We start from the raw sequence: 23,179 nt of genomic DNA, 5'->3' as shown, positions 1-23,179 counted from the left end.
CCTTCCCCACCGGCAGCTTCTCCCGGCTCGGCAGAAGAGGACTTCCACCCGTCCTGGGCGCCTCTGGCTCGTTCTCGCCCTCACTGTCGGAGAACCAGCCCTTGACGGCATCGACGATTCCGCTGCCGTCATCGCCCGACACCTCAGCCGCATAAGCGACTTGCGGCAACAACGTCGAAGCGACCGCCGACACCACAAGGCAGGCAGCAGCCCGCCCGAATCTGACTTTCACGCCATTCCCTTCATCAGCGCCCCTCCCGCGCGCACGCGAAAGGGGAGCTCTGGCACGCCGGCGTGGCCACTGCGCCGCCGGTCGTGTGGACCTGAGTTCGACCGGGGCACCTCAGGAAATGCCGAATCAGGCCAATTTCCGCATGCGGAAATTGGCCTCGCCGGAAGCAACCAATCGTGGCGGGGTGATCTTGCATCATGGGGCTGATACTTCGTCAACCGATTACGCATATAGGTCATTTCACTGATGGCGGCCCGCTGATGAGGGGTCGACATGCCCCATTTCTGTGCCGCCTGGCGATCGACTGGTCCGATGGTGTAATGCGCGCGAGAAGGTGGACTCGGCGTGCAGATCCGGCCATGGGGACGATGTTCGGGCGCGTGAGTGGGACCGGCGGTTTCTGAGCCCTGAAGAGCGCAGGGAATTCGTCTTACCGCAGCCATCCGGGTAATGGCTGCCGCGCTATCGCATGCGTGCTGACCCGCCCGCGCCGTGCCGAGGCCGTGAGTGATCCCGACGACGCGACGAATCAACGACGCGACGACCCGGCGTACGGACATCGGCTGCCGTGGAGTGTCCGCGGCCGTGGTCCCTTCGCGTACCCCAGTGGTCCGACCAGGCCCCGTAGCGGTCTGCGGGAGCCCGGTCATGGCTCGACCGGGTGCCCCGTGGCATCCCTCGCCACGTGCGGAGACGTGCTTTTCGTCTGCTGCGGTCACCTCGCATTCACCGCATCACCGGGCGTCGTGGTGACGCAGTTACCCAGGGGTGATTAAGGGCGGCTAGGGGTGTGGAGCGCGGTTCGAATGTCTCTACGGTTTGCCCCGTCGCCAGTTTTCGGGGCTATGAGACGGGGTCTGGAAATGGACAGCCATGCGCACGTGGGCGGCAGCCGGTCGGCGGGCACTGCCACGGATATCGAAGGTGCGGACGAGATACCAGCCGTGGGCGGAGCCGCGGAGGCGGCCGACGGCCCTGGTGGTGAATTCGTCCATGAACTGCTCGACAAAGCCGTAGCCGCCACCCCCCACGCACCGGCTGTCCGGGACGCGGACGGGCGGTGGAGCTACGCCGAACTGGACGAGGCGAGCCATGCCGTGGCCGTCTGGCTGGAGCGGCACGGTCTCGGAGCGGGGGACCGGCTCGTCGTTCAGCTGCCCACCGGCCGGGAACTTGCGGCGATGTTCTACGGCGCCTCCCGCCGCGGAGTCATCTTCGTGCCGCTCAACCCCGCGATGAAGCCGTTCCACCTGCGGTCCGTGGTGGCGAACTGCCGCCCGGCCCTGTTCGTCACGGACCACGACGGCGATGCCCGCGCGGGCGAACTCATCCTCCCCGCCGAGGGCGACGCCCCCGCCGGGCCGGTGTCCCGCACCCTGTTCGAGGAGATCTGGCCGGAGATCGCCGCGCTGCGTGACAGCGGGGTCCGCACGGCCCCGGTCCCGCTGCGGTCCGAGGACCCGGCGGCCCTCATCTACACCTCGGGCAGCACCGCGGCACCGAAGGCGGTGATCTGTCCGCACGCCCAGGTCACCTTCGCCACCCGGGCGCTGGTGAGCTCCCTCGGCTACCGCGCGGACGACGTGGTGTTCTGCCGCTTCCCGATGTCCTGGGACTACGGCCTGTACAAGGTCCTGATGAGCTGCGCCGTCGGCAGCGAGATCGTGCTCGCCGACCGGGCGGAGGACCTGCTCCTGCTGCGCCGGATGCGCGAGGTCGGCGCGACCGTGGTCCCCACCGTGCCCTCTCTCGCCAGCATGATCGTCAAGCTGGGACGCCGTGCCGACGGTCAGGTGCCCCCGGTCCGGATGTTCACCAACACCGGAGCCGCGCTGCCGCCCTCGGTCATCGACGAGCTGCGGGACCTCTTTCCCGGCTCACGGGTGGTCCGCCAGTACGGCCAGACCGAGGCCAAGCGGATCACCGTGATGCCCCCCGAGGAGGACCAGGAGCGACCCGACGCCGTCGGGCTGCCCCTGCCCGGCACGCGGGTCCTGATCCTGGACGAGCAAGGTCGTCCGGTGCCGGTCGGCGAGACCGGCGAGATCGTGGCCGAGGGCGGTCATGTGATGCCCGGCTACTGGGGCGCCCCCGAGCTGAGCGCACGGACCTTCCGTCGCGACGCGGAGTCCGGGCAGCTGCGGCTGCACACCGGCGACTACGGCAGCCTCGACGCCGACGGCTACCTCTACTTCCGCGGCCGGCGCGACGACATGTTCAAGCGCAAGGGCTTCCGCATGAGCACGCTGGAGATCGAAGCCGCCGCCATGGACATCCCCGGTGTCCGGGCCGCCGCGGCGGTCCCGCCCGGCGACCGGCACGATCTCGCGCTCTTCGTGGAGACCGAACTCGACCCCAGGGTCGTCATCAAGGAACTCGCGGTCCGTCTGGAGCCGGCCAAGGTACCGGCGATCTGCCGTGCGCTGGCCGAGTTCCCGCTGACCCAGCACGGCAAGAACGCCCGACAGGAACTGGCCCGGCTGCTCGACGGGAGAGACAAGTGAACGCCCCCACCGGTCCGGATCCGGAGGATCTGGCCAAACGCTACGGCACCCCCCTGTACATCTACGACCTGGAGAAGGTACGGGCCGCCCGCCACGATCTCTTCCAGTCACTGCCTGAGGGCTTCGAGGTCTACTACGCCTTCAAGGCCAACCCGCACGTCGATCTCGTACGCACCCTGCGCGAGGGCGACGGCCCCTCCTGCCGCGCCGAGATCAGCTCCACCGGCGAACTCGCCGCAGCTCTGGAAGCGGGCTACGCGGGTAGAGACGTCCTCTACACCGGGCCCGGCAAGACCTACGAGGAACTGCGCACGGCCCTGGAGAGCGGCGTACGCCTGTTCTCCGCCGAGTCGCTGGGCGACCTGCGGCACATCGGCGCGGCGGCCTGCGAACTCGGTGTGACCGCCGACTGCCTGCTGCGTATCAACAGCGCCACCGGGTCGGCCGGCACGGGCATCCGGATGACCGGCAAGCCCACCCAGTTCGGCATCGACAGCGAGACCGTCCCGGAACTGGCGGAGCAGCTGCGGGACGTGCCGGGAACCGACATCGTCGGCCTGCACCTGTTCTCCCAGAGCAACGCGGCCGACGAGGAGGCGCTGCTCGGAGAGTTCCGGCACACCATCACCGCCGCGGCCCGCATCCAGGAGGAACTCGGCGTCCCCCTGCGGCTGCTGGACATCGGCGGCGGATTCTCCGTGCCGTACGCCACGGCCGGTGAGCGCGCCCGCTACCCGGGCCTGGCCGCCGGTCTCGCCGAGGCCCTGGACGAGGCGTTCCCCGCCTGGCGCGAGGACAGTCCCAAGGTCGCCGTCGAGTCCGGCCGTTACCTGGTCGGCGACAGCGGCACGCTGGTCGCGGGCGTCAGCAACGTGAAGGTCAGCCGCGGTCAGAAGTTCGTCATCCTGGACACCGGGATCAACAGCTTCGGCGGGATGTCGGGACTCGGCCGGCTCCTGCCGGTCACGGTCCAGGTCGCCGTCGGCGCCGAAACCGAACGCGCCACCCTGGCAGGACCGTTGTGCACCCCCGGCGACCTTCTCGGCCGGCAGGTCGAGGTGCCGCTGCTCACCGAGGGCGACATCGTCACCGTGCCCAACGCGGGCGCCTACGGGCCGACCGCCAGCCTGCTGATGTTCCTGGGACGCCCGGCGCCCACCGAAGTCGTGCTCGACCGGGACGGGGTGGTCTCCGTCTCGCGCATCGAGCATGTCCGCCGCAGCCGCGAAGAGGAGCCGACGGATGTCTGACGGGGCGGCGGTGGCCCCCGCCGAACGCACGCTGCCCGCGCAGGGCAGCAAGGGCACCGTCGTGGTCACCACGGTCGCCTCCGACTCCCACACCTGGAACCTGGTCTACCTCCAGCTGCTCATCGAGGAGCTCGGCTACCGGGTGATCAACCTGGGCCCGTGCGTACCCGACGACCTGTTGGTGCGGGAATGCCTGGAGACCGCCCCCGACCTGCTGGTCGTCAGCTCGGTCAACGGCCACGGCCATCAGGAGGGGATGCGGATGATCCGCCGGCTGCGCGAGCAGCCCGAACTCGCCGCGACCCCGGCCGTGATCGGCGGCAAGCTCGGCATCACCGACGAGGCCGACGCGCTCTCCGAGCAGCTCACCGAGGCCGGTTTCGACGCCGTGTTCCCCGACGACGCCGACCCGGTGATCGCCTTCCGCTCCTTCATCGAGGTCCTGGAGAGTTCCGCCCGGACCGCCGGGAACCGGGCCTTGCCCGGGCCCCGGATCACCGCGTGAAGCCAGCCCGGCGGCCGACGCACTCCCGTCCCGTGCCGACGACGGAGCCCGGGCAGCAGTCCGCCGACTTCGGCGCCTTCGTGCGGGCGCACGGGGCGCGCGGCCGGCTCGTGGTGCAGCCCCGCATGGGGTTCGGCGACCCGGCCCGCATGCGGGCCGGGCTGCTCGCCACCCGCCGAGCCGACGCCCACACCGTGGGCACCATCACCCTGGACAGCCACACCCGCGTCGGTCATCTGCAGGCCGTCGAGGAGGCGCTGCGCGCCGGCTTCGACCTCAACGGCTACCCGGTGGTCAGCCACCCGGCCGAGACGACCGAACGGGTCCTGGACGGCATCCGCGGCCCCGACTTCCCCGTACAGGTACGGCACGGCTCCGCCGTCCCCCGGGACATCTTCGCCGCCATCGCCGCCCTCGGCCTGACCGCCACCGAGGGCGGACCCGTCTCCTACTGCCTTCCCTACGGGCGCACCCCGCTCGCCGAGGCGGTCCGGGAATGGACCGTGTGCAGCGAACTGTTCGCCGAACTCAGCGGCAGCGGTGCCGAACCGCACATCGAGACCTTCGGCGGATGCATGCTGGGTCAGCTCTGCCCACCCAGCCAGCTGGTCGCCATCAGCCTCCTGGAGGCGATGTTCTTCGTCCAGCACGGGGTGCGCAGCGTCTCCCTCAGCTATGCCCAGCAGACCCATCTCGGCCAGGACCAGGAAGCGGTCGCCGCCCTGCGCCGCCTGTGCCGGGAACATCTGCGCACCGACGACTGGCACGTGGTCGTGTACGCGTACATGGGGGTCTACCCGCAGACCGACAACGGCGCGCTGCGGCTGCTCGGCCAGGCCGCCGAACTCGCCGTCACCACGGGCTGCGAACGCCTCATCGTGAAGACCGTCGCGGAAGCCCGGCGCATCCCCACGATCGTCGAGAACGTCCAGGCGCTGGAGTACGCCGCGGCCGTGGCCGAACGCACCCCCAGGCCCGCAGCGATCGCCGGCTCTCCGGTGGAGACGGACTCCCAGACGTACCAGGAGGCCCGGGCCCTGGTGGAAGCGGTGCTGTCCCTCCATACCGACATCGGCACCGCCCTGATGCGCGCCTTCCAGCACGGCTACCTCGACATCCCCTACTGCGTGCACCCCGACAACTGCGGTCGCACGCGCAGCTACCTGGACAGCGAGGGCCGGCTGCGCTGGGCGGACATCGGGTCCCTGCCGCTGGGACATCTGGTGACCGGCCTGCGTGCGGGGCGCGTCACCGCGCCGGGTCTTCTCGGCGACCTCTCCTACGTACGCAGCACCTTCGACGAAGCTCGGCTTCCGCCGGTTCTGCTCGACGGCAACTGACGGTTCCGGAAGGGGCGGCAGGCTGAGCGCCCGGCGGGACTCCGCGACGGGAATTGCGGCCGTGTGCGCGACGACGGCCGCGATATCCGCGGGGCACCGTCGCGCCGGGCAATGGCCTGCCCCGCCGGAAGAGGCCCATTACCGGGCGCCACCACCGGCAACCGGGGTCACTAGGGGTGTCAGCCGGAACCCCGCCCCCCTACGTTGGCGATATCCGGTCGGAATATCCGGACCGGACCGTCGCTCATGGCAGCGATAGCAACAGCCATAGCGCCAGCTTTAACAACAGCTTTAGCACCAGCAATAACGACGAACGAATCCGAAGACACGATTTCCGTAATGGCCGGCACACCGTAACAAGGCCGGGTGTAGGCATATTCGCGCGCCGTCAACCGCGCGCGAACCAGTGATGACCGTGGAGTGCGCTGATGACCGAGCCCGGTTCCCTTTCCTCTTCTGCCGACAAGGCGAATACGTCGCACGCCGAAGCGGGTGACCATTCCGAACTGGTCCGCCGGCTCGAGGCGCTTCCGGTCGCCGAGCAGACGCGGCAGCTGACCGACCTGATCTGCCGCGAGGCCGTGGCGGTGCTCCGGCGCCTGCGCCCGGACGAGAAGCGGGTGGCTGTCGACGCGCGCCGCCCCTTCCGCGAACAGGGCCTGGACTCCCTCGGTCTGGTCGCGCTCCACACCGGGGTCAACACCGCGACGGGACTGGCGCTGCCGCCCACGGTCGGCTTCGACCACCCCACGCCCGCGCTCCTCGCCGAACACCTGCGCACCGAGGCACTCGGACTGCCCGCCACCGCCGCGGTCGTCGACCGCCCGGCCGCCGGACCCGTGGACGACGACGACCCCATCGTCGTCATCGGAGTCGCCTGCCGATTCCCCGGCGGGGTCACCAGCCCCGAACTGCTGTGGCAGCTGCTCCAGGAGGGCGGAGAGGTACTCGGTGAGTTCCCCCGCAACCGCGGCTGGGACGTCGACGGCATGTACGACCCGGACCCGCAGGCGCAGGGCAAGAGCTACGTCAAGCACGGCGGCTTCCTCGCCGACGCCACCGACTTCGACGCGGACTTCTTCGGGATCAGCCCCCGCGAGGCCCTGGCCATGGACCCGCAGCAGCGGCTGATGATGGAGACCACCTGGGAGGTGCTGGAGCGCTCCGGCATCGACCCGCACCGCCTGCGCGGTACGCGCACCGGCGTCTTCGTCGGAGCCGAGGTCCACGAGTACGGTGTCCGCGTGCACGAGGCCCCGGACGGTCTCGACGGCTATCTGATGACCGGAAACGCCCCGAGCCTGGCGTCCGGGCGCGTCGCCTACACCTTCGGTTTCGAAGGCCCGGCGATCACCATCGACACCGCCTGCTCCGGCTCCATCGTCTCCCTGCACCTCGCCGCGCAGGCGCTGCGCCGCGACGAGTGCTCCCTCGCCATCGTCGGCGGCGTCACCGTGATGGGCAGCCCCGGCATGTTCACCGCGTTCAGTCGCCAGCGCGGCCTGGCCCCCGACGGGCGCGTCAAGGCGTTCGCCTCCGCCGCCGACGGCACCGGCTTCTCCGAAGGCATCGGCCTGCTGGCCGTCGAGCGGCTCTCCGACGCCCGCCGCCACGGCCACCAGGTGCTCGCCGTCGTCCGCGCTACCGCGGTCAACCAGGACGGCGCCAGCAACGGCCTCACCGCGCCGAACGGCCTGTCGCAGCAGCGGCTGATCCGCGACGCCCTGGCCACCGCCGGACTGACCGCCGCCGACGTCGACGCCGTCGACGCGCACGGCACCGGCACCACGCTCGGCGACCCGATCGAGGCCCAGGCGATCATCGCCACGTACGGACAGGGGCGCCCGGAGGGCAGCCCGCTGTGGCTGGGCTCGGTCAAGTCCAACCTCGGCCACACCCAGGCCGCGGGCGGCGTGGCGAGCATCATCAAGATGATCCTCGCCATGCAGCACGGGGTGCTTCCCAAGACGCTCCACGTCGACGAGCCGTCCCCGCACATCCGCTGGGAGGCCGGCGACGTCCGGCTGCTCACCGAACCGGTGGAGTGGCGCACCGGCGACCGCCCCCGCCGCGCCGGTGTCTCCGCATTCGGTATCAGCGGCACCAACGCCCACGTCATCCTTGAGGAACCCACGGACGAGAAGGCCGCTGCGGCTCTCGCGTCCGGCTCCGTGGAAGCCCCCGGCACCGACACCGGCAGCACCCGCGACGACGCCCTCGACATCGACGCCCTCGACATCGACGCGGCGGAGACCGTCGCCGGGCTCCTGCCGCTGTCCCTCTCCGCCCACAGCGAGCCCGCGCTGCGCGCCCAGGCCGACCTGCTCCGCTCCCACCTCGACGCACACCCCGGCACTCCGCTGCCGCACCTCGGCCACTCCCTCGCGACCACCCGCGCCGCGCTCAGCCTCCGGGCCGTCGTCACCGTCACCGACCACACCGGGCTCGACAGCGCGCTGCGCGCCCTCGCCGAGGACACCGCCCACCCCGACGTGGTGCGCGGCGAACCCGCCACCGGCCGGCTCGCGTTCCTCTTCACCGGCCAGGGCAGCCAGCGCGCCGCCATGGGGCGTGAACTGTACGAGCGGTACACGGTGTTCGCGGAAGCCCTCGACGAGGCCATCGGCCATCTCAACGTCCAGCTGGAGCACTCCCTCTGGGACGTCCTCTTCGCCGACGAGGGCACCGAGGACGCCGCACTGCTGAACCAGACCCAGTACGCCCAGACCGGTCTCTTCGCGCTGGAGACCGCACTGTTCCGGCTGCTGGAGTCCTGGGGCCTGCGGCCCGACTACCTCGCCGGGCACTCCCTGGGCGAGCTGTCCGCCGCGCACGCCGCCGGAGTGCTCTCCCTGGAGGACGCCGCGACCCTGGTCGCCGCGCGCGCACGCCTGATGCAGGAACTGCCCGCGGGCGGTGCCATGGTCGCGGTCCAGGCCACCGAGGCGGAGGTCGTCGCAGCCCTCGCGGACGGCGACGGCACGGTCTCCCTCGCCGCCGTCAACGGCCCGAACTCCGTCGTCGTCTCCGGCGCCGAGCAGGCCACCCTCGCCCTGGCCGAACGCCTCGCTGCAGGCGGCGCCAAGACCAAGCGGCTGCGCGTCTCCCACGCCTTCCACTCGCCCCTCATGGAGCCGATGCTGGAGGAGTTCCGGGGGATCGCCCGACTGCTGGAGTACCGGGCACCCCTGGTACCGATCGTCTCCAACGTCACGGGCGAGATCGCCACCAGTGCCGAACTCTGCGACCCCGAGTACTGGGTGGGCCACGTCCGCCGGGCCGTCCGCTTCGCCGACGGGATCGACACCCTCGCCGCCGCCGGAGTCACCACCTTCCTGGAGCTGGGCCCCGACGCCGTACTCACCGCCATGGCGCAGGAAGCACTGACCGACGCCGGTGACACCACGTCCTCCGACGACGCGCCCGCCTTCCACTGCCTGCTGCGCCGCGGCCACGACGAGCAGCGGGAACTGCTGACCGCCCTCGGCGCCGTCCACGTCCGCGGCTTCGACGTGGAATGGGGCGCCGCCTGCGCGCCGGACGGCGCACCCCGCGTCGAGCTGCCCACGTACGCCTTCCAGCGCCGCCGCTACTGGCTCACCCGCGGCATCACCGACTCCGGCGACCCCACGGGTCTCGGCCAGGTCGCCGCCCGCCACCCCCTGCTCGGCGCCGTCATCAGCCGCGCGGGCGAGGACGGCATCATCCTCACCGGCCGCGTCTCGCTGCGCTCCCACCCCTGGCTCGCCGACCACGCCATCGCGGGCACCGTCCTGCTGCCCGGCACGGCCTTCGTGGAACTGGCCGTCCGCGCCGGTGACCAGGTCGGCTGCGACGCCATCGAGGAACTGACCCTCGCGGCCCCGCTCACCGTCCCCGCGGACGGCACCGGCATCGCTCTGCAGATCCAGGTCGCCGCCCCCGACGGCAGCGGACGCCGCGCCATCACGTTCTTCTCGCGGCCCGAGGACGCCACCGACGACGAGCCGTGGTCCCAGCACGCCGACGGACTGCTCGCCCCCCTCGGTGCCCCCGCCGCCGACCGCGCCGGCTTCGGTCTCGCGGAGTGGCCCCCGAACGGCGCAGAGCCCGTCGACATCACGGGTCTCTACGAGGACATGGCCACGAAGGGCTACGGTTACGGCCCGACCTTCCAGGGACTCCGCGCGGCCTGGCGGCGCAACGGCGAGGTCTACGCCGAGGTCGCCCTCCCCGAGGGCGTCCACGGCGACGCCGGCGCGTTCGCGCTCCACCCCGCGCTGCTCGACGCGGCCCTGCACGCCACCGACTTCACCGACGACGGAACCGCGGACGACATCACCCGTCTGCCCTTCGCCTGGCACGGCGTGACGCTCTACGCCACCGGTGCGTCCGCCGTCCGGGTCCGGATCGCCGCCACCGGCACCGACTCCGTCCTGCTGCATCTGGCCGACACCACGGGTGCACCCGTGGCCGTCGTCGACGGCTATCTGGTACGTGCGGTCGACACCGCGCAACTCGCCGCCGCAGCACGCACCGACAGCCTCAAGCGCATCAACTGGGTGGAGACGGCCGCCGGTTCACCCGCCGACGTACAGAACTGGGCGATCGCCGGGGCGGACCCGCTGCGGCTGGCCGACACCCTCGGCGTTCCCGTCCACCCCGCACTCGCCGAGCTCGGCGCGGCGGCCGACGGCGGCGGGACCGTCCCCGACGTCGTCCTGGTCACCCACCGCACGGAGGCCACGGCCACCGACACGGACCCGCTGGCGACCGGCCGTACGGCCCTCGCCCAGCTCCTCGACACCGTCAAGAACTTCCTCACCGACGAGCGGTTCGCCGGCTCGCGGCTCGTGCTGCTCACCCAGGGCGCCGTCGCAGCCACGGACGACGACACCCCGCCCGCCCTCGACACCGCACCCCTGTGGGGTCTGGTGCGGGCCGCCGAGGCGGAGAACCCCGGCCGGTTCGTCCTGCTCGACTGGGACGCCGCCGATGCCTCGGCCGCCGCGCTGCCTGCGGCGCTCGCCACCGGCGAACCCGAGCTCGCGGTGCGCGCGGGTCGCCTGCTCACACCGCGCCTGGTCTCGGTCGCGCAGGCCGCTCAGGTCGCGTCGGCGGCCGATGGCGCCGAAGGTTCCGCCGAGCGTGCTGAGGCCGGTGCTTTCGGTGCGGGTACGGTGCTGGTGACGGGTGGTACGGGTGGTCTGGGCGCGCTGGTGGCGCGTCATCTGGTGGCTGAGCACGGTGTGCGCAGTCTGGTGCTGACGAGCCGTCGTGGGTCTGATGCTCCGGGTGCGGTCGAGCTGGCCGCCGAGCTGGAGGAGTCGGGTGCTGTCGTCACGGTCGCCGCGTGCGACACCGGGGACAGGGACGCACTGGCCGGGCTGCTCGCCGGCGTCGACGCAGACCACCCCCTCACGGGTGTCGTCCACCTCGCCGCGGTCCTCGACGACGGTCTCACCGAGTCCCTCACCCCCGAACGCATCGACGCCGTGCTGCGGCCGAAGGCCGACGGCGCCTGGTACCTCCACGAGCTGACCCGGGACCTGCCGCTCCAGCAGTTCGTGCTGTTCTCCTCGACCGCCGCGTTCCTCGACGCCGCAGGACAGGGCAACTACGCGGCGGCCAACGTGTTCCTGGACGCCCTGGCCGCCCACCGCCGGGCCGCCGGACTGCCCGCCACCGCACTCAACTGGGGCCTGTGGACCGGAGACCACGGCATGGGCGCGGGCCTCGACCACGCCTCCGTGCAGCGCATCGCCGACCTCGGCCTCACCCCCCTGAGCGCGGAGGAGAACCTCGCGCTGCTCGACACCGCGGTGAGCGACGAGACCGCCGTTTCCGTCGTGCCCGTACGCATCGACACGCGGGCGCTCCAGCGCCGGGGAGAGTCCCTCCCCGCCGTACTCCGCGGCCTGGTCCGTACCCCCGCCCGCCGCACCTCGGCCGACAGCGGGCCCGGCGCCGTCCCGGTCGAGCAGACCCTCGCCCAGCACCTGGCGACGCTTCCCGCCCCCGACCGCGCCGACGCCGTCCTCGGCCTCGTCCGCACCCACGTCGCAGGCGTACTCCGCCACAGCGACGCCGACGCGATCAGCCCGCAGCGCGCGTTCAGCGACATCGGCTTCGACTCCCTCGGCGCCGTCGAACTCCGTAACCGCCTCAACTCCGCCACGGGCCTGCGCCTGCCGGCCACCCTGATCTTCGACTACCCCACACCGCGCGGTCTCGCCGAACACATCGGCAGCAAGCTGCTCGCCGTCGAAACCGCCGCCCCCAAGGCCCCGGTCGCGCCCCGCACCCCCGCCGACGAGCCCATCGCCATCGTCAGCATGGCCTGCCGCTTCCCCGGAGGAGTCACCTCTCCGGAAGAGCTCTGGAACCTCGTCTCCGAGGGCCGCGACGGCGTCTCCTTCTTCCCCGCCGACCGTGGCTGGGACACCGACGGTCTGTACGACCCCGAGCCCGGCACGTCCGGCAAGTCCTCCACCCGCGAGGGCGGATTCCTCTACGACGCCGCGGACTTCGACCCCGAGTTCTTCGGCATCAGCCCGCGCGAGGCCCAGGCCATGGACCCCCAGCAGCGACTGCTGCTGGAGACGGCCTGGGAGGCGTTCGAACGCGCAGGCATCGATCCGCACAGCAAGCGGGGCTCGGACACCGGCGTCTTCGCCGGCGTGATGTACCACGACTGGAGCACACGCCTCACCGACGTTCCCGAGGACGTCGCCGGATACCTCGGCAACGGCGGCCTCGCGAGTGTCGTGTCCGGCCGCGTCGCCTACGCCCTGGGCCTCGAAGGCCCGGCCGTCACCGTGGACACCGCCTGCTCCTCCTCCCTCGTCGCCCTGCACTGGGCCCTCCAGGGGCTGCGCCGCGGCGAATGCTCCCTCGCACTGGCCGGCGGCGTCACCGTGATGTCGACCCCTGACACCTTCATCGATATGAACCGGCAGCGCGGGCTGGCATCCGACGGCCGCTGCAAGTCCTTCTCCGCCGCGGCTGACGGCACCGGCTGGGGCGAAGGCGCGGGCCTCCTGCTCCTGGAGCGGCTGTCCGACGCCCGGCGCAACGGGCACCCGGTGCTCGCGGTCGTACGCGGCTCGGCCGTCAACCAGGACGGTGCGAGCAACGGACTCACGGCCCCCAACGGCCCCTCGCAGCAACGCGTCATCCAGCGGGCCCTGCACGACGCCCGGCTCACCCCGGCCGAGATCGACGCGGTGGACGGCCACGGAACCGGCACCACGCTCGGCGACCCGATCGAGGCCCAGTCGCTCCTGGCCGTCTACGGGCAGGAGCGCCCGGACGACGCCGAACCGCTGTGGCTGGGCTCCGTCAAGTCCAACGTGGGCCACACCCAGGCCGCCGCGGGCGTCGCCGGAATCATCAAGATGGTCATGGCCATGCGCCACGGCCAGCTGCCCAAGACCCTGCACGTCGACCGTCCCTCCGACGAGGTGGACTGGTCGGAAGGCGCTGTGGAGCTCCTGACCGAGTCGCGCGACTGGCCGGCGACAGGCCGTCTCCGACGGGCCGCTGTCTCCTCCTTCGGCATCAGCGGCACCAATGCCCACGTGATCGTCGAACAAGCGCCGCTCAGCGCCGCACCGGCCACCGCCGCGACGACGGTCTCCGCTCCGTCGGTCCTGCCCTGGACCCTCTCCGGCACGTCCCCGCAGGCGCTGAGCGCCCAGGCGGAACGCCTGCTGCGACACCTGGACGCGCTGCGGGACGATGAACTCGCCACCGCCGGCCGCACCCTCGCGATCGGCCGCGCTGCCCTGGACCACCGAGCGGTGGTCGTCGGCGGCACCAAGGACGAGCTGGCCGAGGGGCTGCGGGTGCTTGCGGCGGGTGGCACGAGCGGCGTTGCCGTGGGTGCTGTGCGCACGGGCAAGTCCGCCTTCCTGTTTACGGGTCAGGGTGCGCAGCGGGTCGGGATGGGCCGTGAACTCCACGATTCCTTCCCGGTGTTTGCGCAGGCGTTCGACGCGGTGGTCGCGGAGCTTGACGGCCACTTGTCGGGGTCGTTGCGGGATGTGGTGTGGGGTGAGGACGCGGGTGTTCTGGAGCGGACGGAGTTCACTCAGCCGGCGTTGTTCGCCTTCGAGACCGCCCTGTTCCGTCTGCTGGAGTCGTGGGGTGTGCGTCCCGACTTCGTCGCCGGGCACTCGGTGGGTGAGCTGACTGCCGCGCACGTGGCGGGTGTCCTGTCGCTGGCTGATGCGTCGCGGTTGGTTGCGGCGCGGGCTCGGCTGATGCAGGCGCTTCCGGAGGGTGGCGCGATGGTCGCCGTCCGGGCGTCGGAGGATGAAGTCCTTCCGTATCTGACGTCGGATGCGGTGAGTATCGCGGCGGTGAACGGTCCGGACGCGGTGGTGATCTCCGGAGCCGAGAAGGAGGTCCTGGAGGTTGCGGCTCGCTTTGAAGAGCTGGGCCGTAAGACGAGCCGACTGCGGGTCTCGCACGCGTTCCACTCGCCGCTGATGGAGCCGATGCTGAAGGAGTTCCGGACGGTCGCGGAGAGCGTCGAGTACGGCGAAGCCCGTATCCCCGTCGTCTCCAACGTCACCGGCGAGCTCGCGACTCCGGAGGATCTGCGCACTGCCGAGTACTGGGTGCGTCACGTCCGCGAGGCCGTCCGCTTCGGCGATGGCGTTCGTGCGCTGTCGGCTGCTGGGGTCTCGGTGTTCCTGGAGGTCGGTCCCGACGCCGTCCTGACCGCGATGGCACAGAACGCCCTCGCGGACGAGAGTGAAGCCGGCGATGCCCCGGTCTTCACCGCGCTCATGCGTCGTGAACGCTCGGAAGCGCGTGAGCTGTTGCTCGGTCTCGGCCGCGCCACCGCCCACGGCGCCCGGCTCGACTGGGACGCCCTGTTCGCCGCATACGGCCCGGCTTCAGGGGTCGTCGACCTTCCCACGTACGCCTTCCAGCGCAAGCGCTACTGGCTGAATGCCACCGTCAGCACGGCGGCGGCGGGCGTCGGGGGCGCCGGGCTGGAGCCGGTGAACCACCCGCTGCTCAGTGCCGCGGTGGTCGTGCCGGACTCCGACGGTGTGATTCTCACCGGCCGGCTCGCCGCCGGTACGCATCCCTGGCTGGCCGATCACGAGGTGCTCGGAAGCCTCCTGCTGCCCGGCACGGGCTTCGTCGAACTGGCCGTACGCGCCGGTGACGAGCTCGGCTACGGCCGAGTCGACGAGCTCACCCTCCAGGCACCGCTGATCATTCCGCGCCGAGGCGCCACGGACCTGCGCGTCACTGTCGGCGCGACAGGCAGTGCCGCCGGCGCGGACACGGACGACCTCGCGGGCGCCCGTACCGTCACCGTCCACTCCCGACCGGAGGGGGCGGCGCCCCACGCGTGGACGTTGCACGCCACCGGTGTGCTCACTGCCGCGCCGGCCGTGCCGGACTTCGATCTGGTGCAGTGGCCGCCGCCCGGCGCCGAGCCGATCCCCGTGGAGGGCGCCTACGAGCGCCTCGTCGGACGCGGTTACGGCTACGGTCCGGTCTTCCAGGGGCTGAAGGCCGCCTGGCGCAACGGTGAGGACGTCTACGCCGAGGTCGCACTGCCGGAGGACGCGGGGACCGAAGCCGGGCGCTTCGGCCTGCACCCCGCGCTGCTGGACGCCGCGATGCACGCCGACCTGCTGGACGAGCAGGGCGCCGCGGACGGTGCCACCCTGCTGCCGTTCTCCTGGAACGGCGTCACTCTCCACGCTTCCGGCGCCACCGAACTGCGCGTCCATCTGCGCCGGCTGCGCGGCGACGAGCTCTCCGCGCTCCGGGTGGCCGACGCCTCCGGACGGCCTGTGGCGACCGTCGAGTCGCTCGTGTCGCTGCCGGTCTCCGCCGCCCAGCTGGACGGCTCCGGTGGCCGGTCCGACGCGCTCCGTCGGATCGACTGGAAGCCACTGCCTCTCGCCCTGCCTCTGAGCGGGCCGACCGTGGCACCTGTGCCGGCATCTCTGGGTGCCACTCCGCTCGCGGCCGGAACGGTCACCGAGTACGCGGACCTGGCGGCGCTTAAGGCCGCTCTGGACGGCGGCACCCCGGCACCGGAACACGTGCTCTGCCCCGTGCCCGACCTCACCGGCGACCACGCGCTGCCGGACGCGGTCCGCTCCACGGCCCACTGGCTGCTCACCACCGTCCAGCAATGGCTCGCGGACGAGCGCTTCGCCCTGTCCCGGCTGGTCGTGGTCACCCGTGGTGCGGCCACCGCGCCGCCCGGCGCGGCAGCCGACGCCCAGGCCGCGGCCTCACTGACCCAGGCCCCGCTGTGGGGTCTGGTGCGGGCCGCCGAGGCGGAGAACCCCGGCCGGTTCGTCCTGCTCGACTGGGACGCCGCCGATGCCTCGGCCGCCGCGCTGCCCGCAGCGCTCGCCACCGGCGAACCCGAGCTGGCACTGCGCGACGGTTCCGCCACGGTGCCTCGCCTGGTCTCGGTCGCGCAGGCCGCGTCGGTGGCCGATGGCGCCGAGGGTTCCGCCGAGGGTGCTGAAGTTGGTGCTTTCGGTGCGGGTACGGTGCTGGTGACGGGTGGTACGGGTGGTCTCGGTGCGCTGGTGGCGCGTCATCTGGTGGCTGAGCACGGTGTGCGCAGTCTGGTGCTGACGAGCCGTCGTGGGTCTGATGCTCCGGGTGCGGTCGAGCTGGCCGCCGAGCTGGAGGAGTCGGGTGCTGTCGTCACGGTCGCCGCGTGCGACACCGGGGACAGGGACGCACTGGCCGCGCTGCTCGCGGGTATCGACGCAGACCACCCCCTCACCGGTGTGGTGCACGCGGCGGCGGTCGCCGACAACGGACTCACCGGCACCCTCACGGCCGAGCGACTGGACGCCGTGCTGCGGCCGAAGGCCGACGGCGCCTGGCATCTGCACGAGCTGACCCAGGACCTCCCGCTGAAGCAGTTCGTGCTGTTCTCCTCCGCGGGCGGCCTGGTCCTCGCCGCAGGGCAGGGCAACTACGCGGCGGCCAACGTGTTCCTGGACGCCCTCGCCGTCCACCGGAGGGCCGCGGGGCTGCCCGCCACCTCCCTGGCGTTCGGCATGTGGGCCGTGGACACCGGCCTCGGCGGCTCCCTCTCCGAGGCCGACCTCGACCGGATGAACCGGCTCGGCACCCCTGCCTTCGCCGTCGAGGAGGGGCTCGCCCTCTTCTCCGCCGCGCTCGGCACCGGACTGCCCGCCCTCGTCCCGCTGCCCGTGGACGCCGCCGCGCTCTCGGCCCGCTCCGGCGAACTTCCCGCCCTCCTGCGGGACCTGGCGCACCGCCCCGGCCGCACCCCCCGCCGCGCCGCTGCCACCGGCGCCGCCGGGGCAGATGCCCGGCTCGGCGGACTCCTCGTCGGCACCGCGGCGGAACGCTCCCGGGCCCTGCTCGAACTGGTCAGGGCCGAAGCCGCCACCGTGCTCGGCCACAGCGGTGCCGACGGCGTCAGCCCGGACCGGGCGTTCAAGGACATGGGCTTCGACTCGCTCGCGGCGGTGGAGTTCCGTAACGCCCTCACCGGTGCCACCGGTGTACGGCTGCCGGCCACCCTCGTCTTCGACCACCCCAACTCCCGCGCGGTCGCCGACTTCATCGGAGCGCGGCTGGACGGCGTCTCCGCCCCCGCGGCACCCGCCGTGCGGGCCGCCGTGCCCGCTGCCGCCGACGACCCGATCGCCATCGTCAGCATCAGCTGCCGCTTCCCCGGCGACGTCAGAAGCGCCGAGGACCTGTGGCAGCTGGTCTCCGAGGGCCGCTCGGCCATCACCGGATTCCCCGCCGACCGTGGCTGGGACGCCGACGCCCTCTACGACCCCGAGCCCGGCACTCCCGGCAAGACCTACGCCCGTGACGGCGGATTCCTGCACGACGCCGCCGACTTCGACCCCGAGTTCTTCGACATCATGCCGCGCGAGGCCCTGGCCATGGACCCCCAGCAGCGGGTGCTGCTCCAGGGGGCCTGGGAGGCCATCGAGCGCGCCGGGATCGCTCCGGACTCGCTGCGCGGCTCCCGCACCGGCGTCTACGTCGGCATCATGTACCACGACTACGGCTCCCGGGCCGGCGCCGTGTCCGACGAGCTGACGCCCTACCTGGGCAACGGCAGTGCCGGATCCATCGCCTCCGGGCGCGTCTCCTACGCCCTGGGCCTGGAAGGCCCGGCGGTGACGGTCGACACCGCCTGCTCGTCGTCCCTCGTCGCCCTGCACTCGGCGATCCAGGCCCTGCGCTCCGGTGACTGCGACATGGCACTGGCAGGCGGTGTGACCGTGATGCCCAACCCGGACATCTTCGTCGACTTCAGCCAGCAGCGGGGCCTGGCGGCCGACGGCCGCTGCAAGTCCTTCTCCGCAGGCGCGGACGGCACCGGCTGGTCCGAAGGACTCGGCCTGCTCCTGGTGGAGCGGCTGTCGGACGCCCGGCGCAACGGGCACCCGGTGCTGGCAGTGGTACGCGGCTCGGCCGTCAACCAGGACGGTGCGAGCAACGGGCTCACGGCCCCCAACGGCCCCTCGCAGCAGCGCGTCATCCAGCAGGCCCTGGCATCCGCCGGACTCACCACGACCGACGTCGACATGGTCGAAGGCCACGGCACCGGGACTCGTCTCGGCGACCCGATCGAGGCCCAGGCCCTGCTGGCCACCTACGGCCAGGAGCGCCCGGAAGGGCAGCCGCTGTGGCTGGGCTCCATCAAGTCCAACATCGGCCATGCCCAGGCCGCGGCCGGCGTCAGCGGCATCATCAAGGCCGTGATGGCACTGCGCCACGGCCAGATGCCCGCGACTTTGCACGTGGACCGTCCCTCGGACCAGGTGGACTGGTCGGAGGGCGCCGTGGAACTGCTGACCGAGGCCCGTGACTGGCCGGAGACCGGCCGCCCCCGCAGGGCAGCTGTCTCGTCCTTCGGGCTCAGCGGTACCAACGCCCACATCATCCTGGAGCAGGCTGCGGAGCCCTCGGCCCCGCAGGCCCGGAAGCGCCTCGCGGATCCGGTCCCGGACGCCGTACCCGTACCGCTCGCCCTGTCCGCGGCCAGCGCCACGTCGCTGGCCGCCCAGGCGGAGCAGCTCCACACCCACCTGTCCGACCACCCCGAACTCGACCTGCACGACCTCGGGTTCTCCCTGGCGACCTCACGTGCGGTCCTGGAACACCGCGCGGTGGTGCTGGCGGGGGACACGGAGCAACTGCTCGCCGGTCTGGTCGCGTTGAAGGAGGGACGCGAGAACTCTGCTCTTGTGCAGGGCCTTTCGCGGTCGGTCGGCGCATTGGCTCTCTTGTTCACGGGTCAGGGTGCGCAGCGGGTGGGGATGGGCCGTGACCTGTACGGCGCGTTCCCGGTGTTCGTTGAGGCGTTTGATGCGGTGGTCGCGGAGTTGGACGGCCATCTGTCGGGGTCGTTGCGGGATGTGGTGTGGGGTGAGGACGCGGGTGTTCTGGAGCGGACGGAGTTCACTCAGCCGGCGTTGTTCGCGTTCGAGACGGCGTTGTTCCGTCTGCTGGAGTCGTGGGGTGTGCGCCCCGACTTCGTCGCCGGTCACTCCGTCGGTGAACTGACCGCCGCACACATAGCGGGAGTTCTCTCGCTGGCAGATGCGTCGAGGCTGGTTGCCGCGCGGGCTCGGCTGATGCAGGCGCTTCCGGAGGGTGGCGCGATGGTCGCTGTCCGGGCGTCGGAGGATGAGGTTCTTCCGTATCTGACGTCGGATGCGGTGAGTATCGCGGCGGTGAACGGTCCGGACGCGGTGGTGATCTCCGGTGGTGAGAAGGAGGTCCTGGAGGTTGTGGCTCGCTTTGAAGAGCTGGGTCGTAAGACGAGTCGTCTGCGGGTCTCCCATGCGTTCCACTCGCCGCTGATGGAGCCGATGCTGGCCGAGTTCCGGACGGTCGCGGAGAGCGTCGAGTACGGCGAAGCCCGTATCCCCGTCGTCTCCAACGTCACCGGCGAGCTGGCCACTTCGGACGATCTGCGCACTCCCGAGTACTGGGTGCGTCACGTCCGCGAGGCCGTGCGGTTCGGGGACGGTGTTCGTGCGCTGTCTGCTGCCGGGGTCTCGGTGTTCCTGGAGGTCGGTCCCGACGCCGTACTGACCGCGATGGCACAGAACTCCGCGTCCGACGCGGTGTTCGTGCCCGGCCTGCGTCGCAACCAGAGCGAGCCCGAGGCTCTGGTGACCGCGCTGGCGCGGCTGCACACCGTCGGCCACGCACCGGACTGGGCCGCGTTCTATGCGCCCAGTAGTGCGCGCCGGGTCGACCTGCCCACGTACGCCTTCGAGAAGCGGCACTTCTGGCTGGACGCCGCCGAGGCGCCCGCCGTTGACGCTGCCGGTCTCGGTCAGGTGGCCGCCGGGCATCCGCTGCTCACGTCCGTGGTGGTCTCGCCCGAGGGCGGCAGTGTGGTCCTCACCGGCCGGCTCTCGGTGACCACGCACCCGTGGATCGCCGATCACGACGTGCTGGGCACGGTGCTGCTGCCCGGCACCGGCTACGTCGAACTGGCGCTCCGGGCCGCCGAGGAGGTCGGCTGCGACCTGGTCGAGGAACTCGTCATCGAGGCGCTGATGCCGCTGCCGGAGAACGGCGACGGGGTCGCGGTGCAGGTGGTCGTCGGCGCGCCCGACGATGCGGACCGCCGCTCGCTGGCCGTCTACTCGCGCGTCGAGGACGCTCCGCCGCAGGTGGAGTGGACCCGACACGTCTCCGGATATCTGGCCGTCGAGAACCGTGAGCCGGTCACCCCCGAGGAGTTCGACGTCGGCCACGGGGTCTGGCCGCCGGCCGGCGCCGAACCGGTCGACGTCAGCAACGTCTACGACTACCTGACCGCGCAGGGCTACCACTACGGTCCGATGTTCCGCGGCCTCAAGGCGGTCTGGCAGCGCGACAAGGAGGTCTTCGCGGAGGTCGCCCTCCCGGACTATGCGCGGGACGAGGCGGCGCGCTACCGCATGCACCCCTCGCTGCTGGACGCGGCGCTCAGTGCCACGGACTTCCTCGGCGGCCGGAAGCCCCAGGACGTCGGTGCCTCCATGCTGCCGTTCTCCTGGTCCGGTGTGTCCCTGCACTCGGGCGGCGCCGCCTGCTTCCGCGTACGGATCAACTGGACGGGGTCCGACGAGTCCGTCGGCTCCGACGCGGTGCGGCTGGAGCTCGCCGACGAGCACGGCACGCCCGTCGCGACCGTGGAGTCCCTGGTGGTCCGGGCCGTCACGCCCGACCGGGTGTCGGCAGCCGCCGCGGCATCCACCGGAACCCGTCACCTGGAGTCGATGTTCCGGCTGGGCTGGAGCCAACTTCCGGTCGGCGCACACTCCGACGCCACAGTCGGCGACTGGGCGGTCCTCGGCGAGGACGATCTCGGTCTCGCCGCCGACCTCGGTCTCGCTCCCGGCGCCCTGCCGGTCCACGCCGACCTCGCCGCACTGCGCGCCGTCGTCGACGCCGGCACCAAGGCGCCCGAGCTGGTCCTCCACCGCTGCCCCGGCGCGGCGGAGGGCGACGACGTGGCCGAGCGCACCCACCGGACGGCGGCCGAAGTCCTCGGCCTCGTCCAGGACTGGCTGGCCGACCCCCGGTTCGCCGACTCGCGGCTCATGCTCGTCACCCACGGCGGCGTACTCACCGAGACCGAACCCGCCGAGGGAACACCGAACGATCTCTCGCAAGCCCCCGTCTGGGGCCTGATCCGGTCCGCTCAGCAGGAACACCAGGACCGTCTGGTCCTGGTCGACCTGGACGGCTCGGACACCGCCCGCCGGCTGCTGCCCGCAGTGGCTTCGCTCCGCGAACCGGAAGCTGCGGTACGCGGCAGCGAGGTGAAGGTGCCGCGGCTGGCCCGGGTCTCCGCGGCCGAGGGAGACACCCCGCAGACCTGGGGTCCGACCGGCACCGTCCTGGTCACCGGTGGTCTCGGCGGCCTCGGAGCGGTGCTCGCCAGGCACCTGGTCAGCGCCCACGGCGTCCGCCACCTGGTGCTCACCGGCCGCCGTGGCGCCGAGTCGCCCCGTGCCGCCGCCCTGCGCGACGAACTCGGCGCACTGGGCGCCGAGATCACTGTCGCGGCCTGTGACACGGCCGACCGTGACGCCGTGGCCGGCCTGCTCGCCGCGATCCCGGCGGACCAGCCGCTGACCGCGGTGGTGCACGCGGCCGGAGTAATGGACAACGCTCTGATCGACGCGCTGACCACCGAGCAGCTCGCCGGGGTGTTCCGGCCCAAGGTCGACGCGGCCTGGCATCTGCACGAACTCACGCGGGACATGCCGCTGAAGGCGTTCGTCCTGTTCTCCTCGGTGTCCGGCCTGGCCATGGGAGCGGGCCAGGGCAACTACGCCGCGGCCAACCGCTTCCTGGACGCTCTCGCCGCCCACCGCAGGACCCAGGGGCTTCCCGCGGTCTCGCTGGCCTGGGGCCTGTGGGCCACCCGGACCGACCTCGGTGGTGCCGGAGTCGACGAGGACCTCGAGGAACAGCGGATGGCGGCCATGGGCCTGCCCGCGCTCTCCTCGGCGGAGGCGCTGGTCCTCTTCGACCAGTCGCTCGGCCTGGCCGCACCGACCGTGGTGCCGCTGAGGATCGACGCTGCGGCCATGACCGCGTCCGGCTCCGTGCCGGCCGTGTTCCGGGAAGTCGTGCAGCGCTCCACCGCGCGCACCGCCCGCCCGGCCGGCGGCAGCCAGGGAACCCGCGGCACCCAGCGTGCCCGGAGCTCCGCACCGGACACGCAGAGCACGCAGTCGCTCGAAGAGCGTCTGGCGGCACTGCCGGGCCAGGAGCGCGACCGGGTCCTGCTGGACACCGTGCGTACCCACGTCGCGGCCGTCCGGCACGACGAACCGGATGCGATCGATGTGGAGAAGGGCTTCACCGAGCTGGGTCTCGACTCGCTCGCCGCGATCGAGCTGCGCAACCGTCTCAGCTCGGCGACCGGGCTGCGGCTCCCCGCCACCCTGATGTTCGACTATCCGAACCCGATGACCCTGGCGAAGTTCCTCCTGGAGGAGCTGCTGCCCGGCATCGAAGCACTGGCGCCGCCCGCTTCCGCTCCGGCCGCGAACGGTACGGGCGGTGGCGCACAGGGGCCGGCCGTGTCCGGTGACGACGCCGAACTCCAGCGGCGGATCGGGACCGTCTCCATCGCCCGCCTCCGCGAGGCCGGACTGCTGGACACCCTGCTCCAGCTCTCGGCCGAGACGGGGACACCCGGCAACGGGTCCGAGGAGTCCGGCAGCAACGGCGGCAGCGACAGCAACCGCAGCGACGCGATCAAGAGCATGAACATCGAGGACCTGGTACGGGCCGCTCTCGGCACCGACAAGTCCTGACAGCATCCGGTCACCCAGCGAGAAACCAGGGACAAT

General features: G+C 71.9%; 5 protein-coding genes. All 5 read left to right on the top strand.

From position 1 onward, the window contains the following. Positions 1-1,095: 1,095 nt before the first annotated feature. The 5 genes from OG230_RS03205 (at position 1,096) to OG230_RS03185 (ending at position 23,143) form a co-directional block, all read left to right on the top strand. Positions 1,096-2,736 (top strand): AMP-binding protein, encoded by a 1,641-nt coding sequence (locus tag OG230_RS03205; RefSeq protein WP_328908595.1) that lies wholly within the window; start codon positions 1,096-1,098, stop codon positions 2,734-2,736. Further along, positions 2,733-3,986 (top strand): type III PLP-dependent enzyme, encoded by a 1,254-nt coding sequence (locus OG230_RS03200; protein ID WP_328908594.1) that lies wholly within the window; start codon positions 2,733-2,735, stop codon positions 3,984-3,986. Before OG230_RS03205 ends, OG230_RS03200 begins: the two co-directional genes overlap by 4 nt. Further along, positions 3,979-4,491, top strand: a complete 513-nt coding sequence (locus OG230_RS03195) for a cobalamin B12-binding domain-containing protein (RefSeq protein WP_328908593.1) — start codon at positions 3,979-3,981, stop codon at positions 4,489-4,491. The genes OG230_RS03200 and OG230_RS03195 overlap by 8 nt, the downstream gene beginning before the upstream one ends. 32 nt (positions 4,492-4,523) lie before the next feature. Beyond that, complete coding sequence (locus OG230_RS03190; protein ID WP_328908592.1) at positions 4,524-5,831, top strand: methylaspartate mutase; 1,308 nt, start codon at positions 4,524-4,526, stop codon at positions 5,829-5,831. A gap of 425 nt (positions 5,832-6,256) precedes the next feature. Continuing rightward, a complete protein-coding gene (locus tag OG230_RS03185; protein WP_443051573.1) occupies positions 6,257-23,143 on the top strand; it encodes a type I polyketide synthase in 16,887 nt (5,628 codons plus the stop codon). Positions 23,144-23,179: the final 36 nt, after the last annotated feature.

Origin of the sequence: Streptomyces sp. NBC_00234, from assembly GCF_036195325.1 — a bacterium.
Classification (GTDB): domain Bacteria; phylum Actinomycetota; class Actinomycetes; order Streptomycetales; family Streptomycetaceae; genus Streptomyces.
The sequence above is the reverse complement of the archived record's forward strand: the minus strand, read 5'-3'. Positions and strand labels throughout refer to the sequence as shown.

Excerpts from the sequence above, each read along its gene's own strand:
- OG230_RS03205 (WP_328908595.1), top strand. The coding sequence starts at position 1,096 with ATGGACAGCCATGCGCACGTGGGCGGCAGCCGGTCGGCGGGCACTGCC.
- OG230_RS03195 (WP_328908593.1), top strand. The coding sequence starts at position 3,979 with ATGTCTGACGGGGCGGCGGTGGCCCCCGCCGAACGCACGCTGCCCGCG.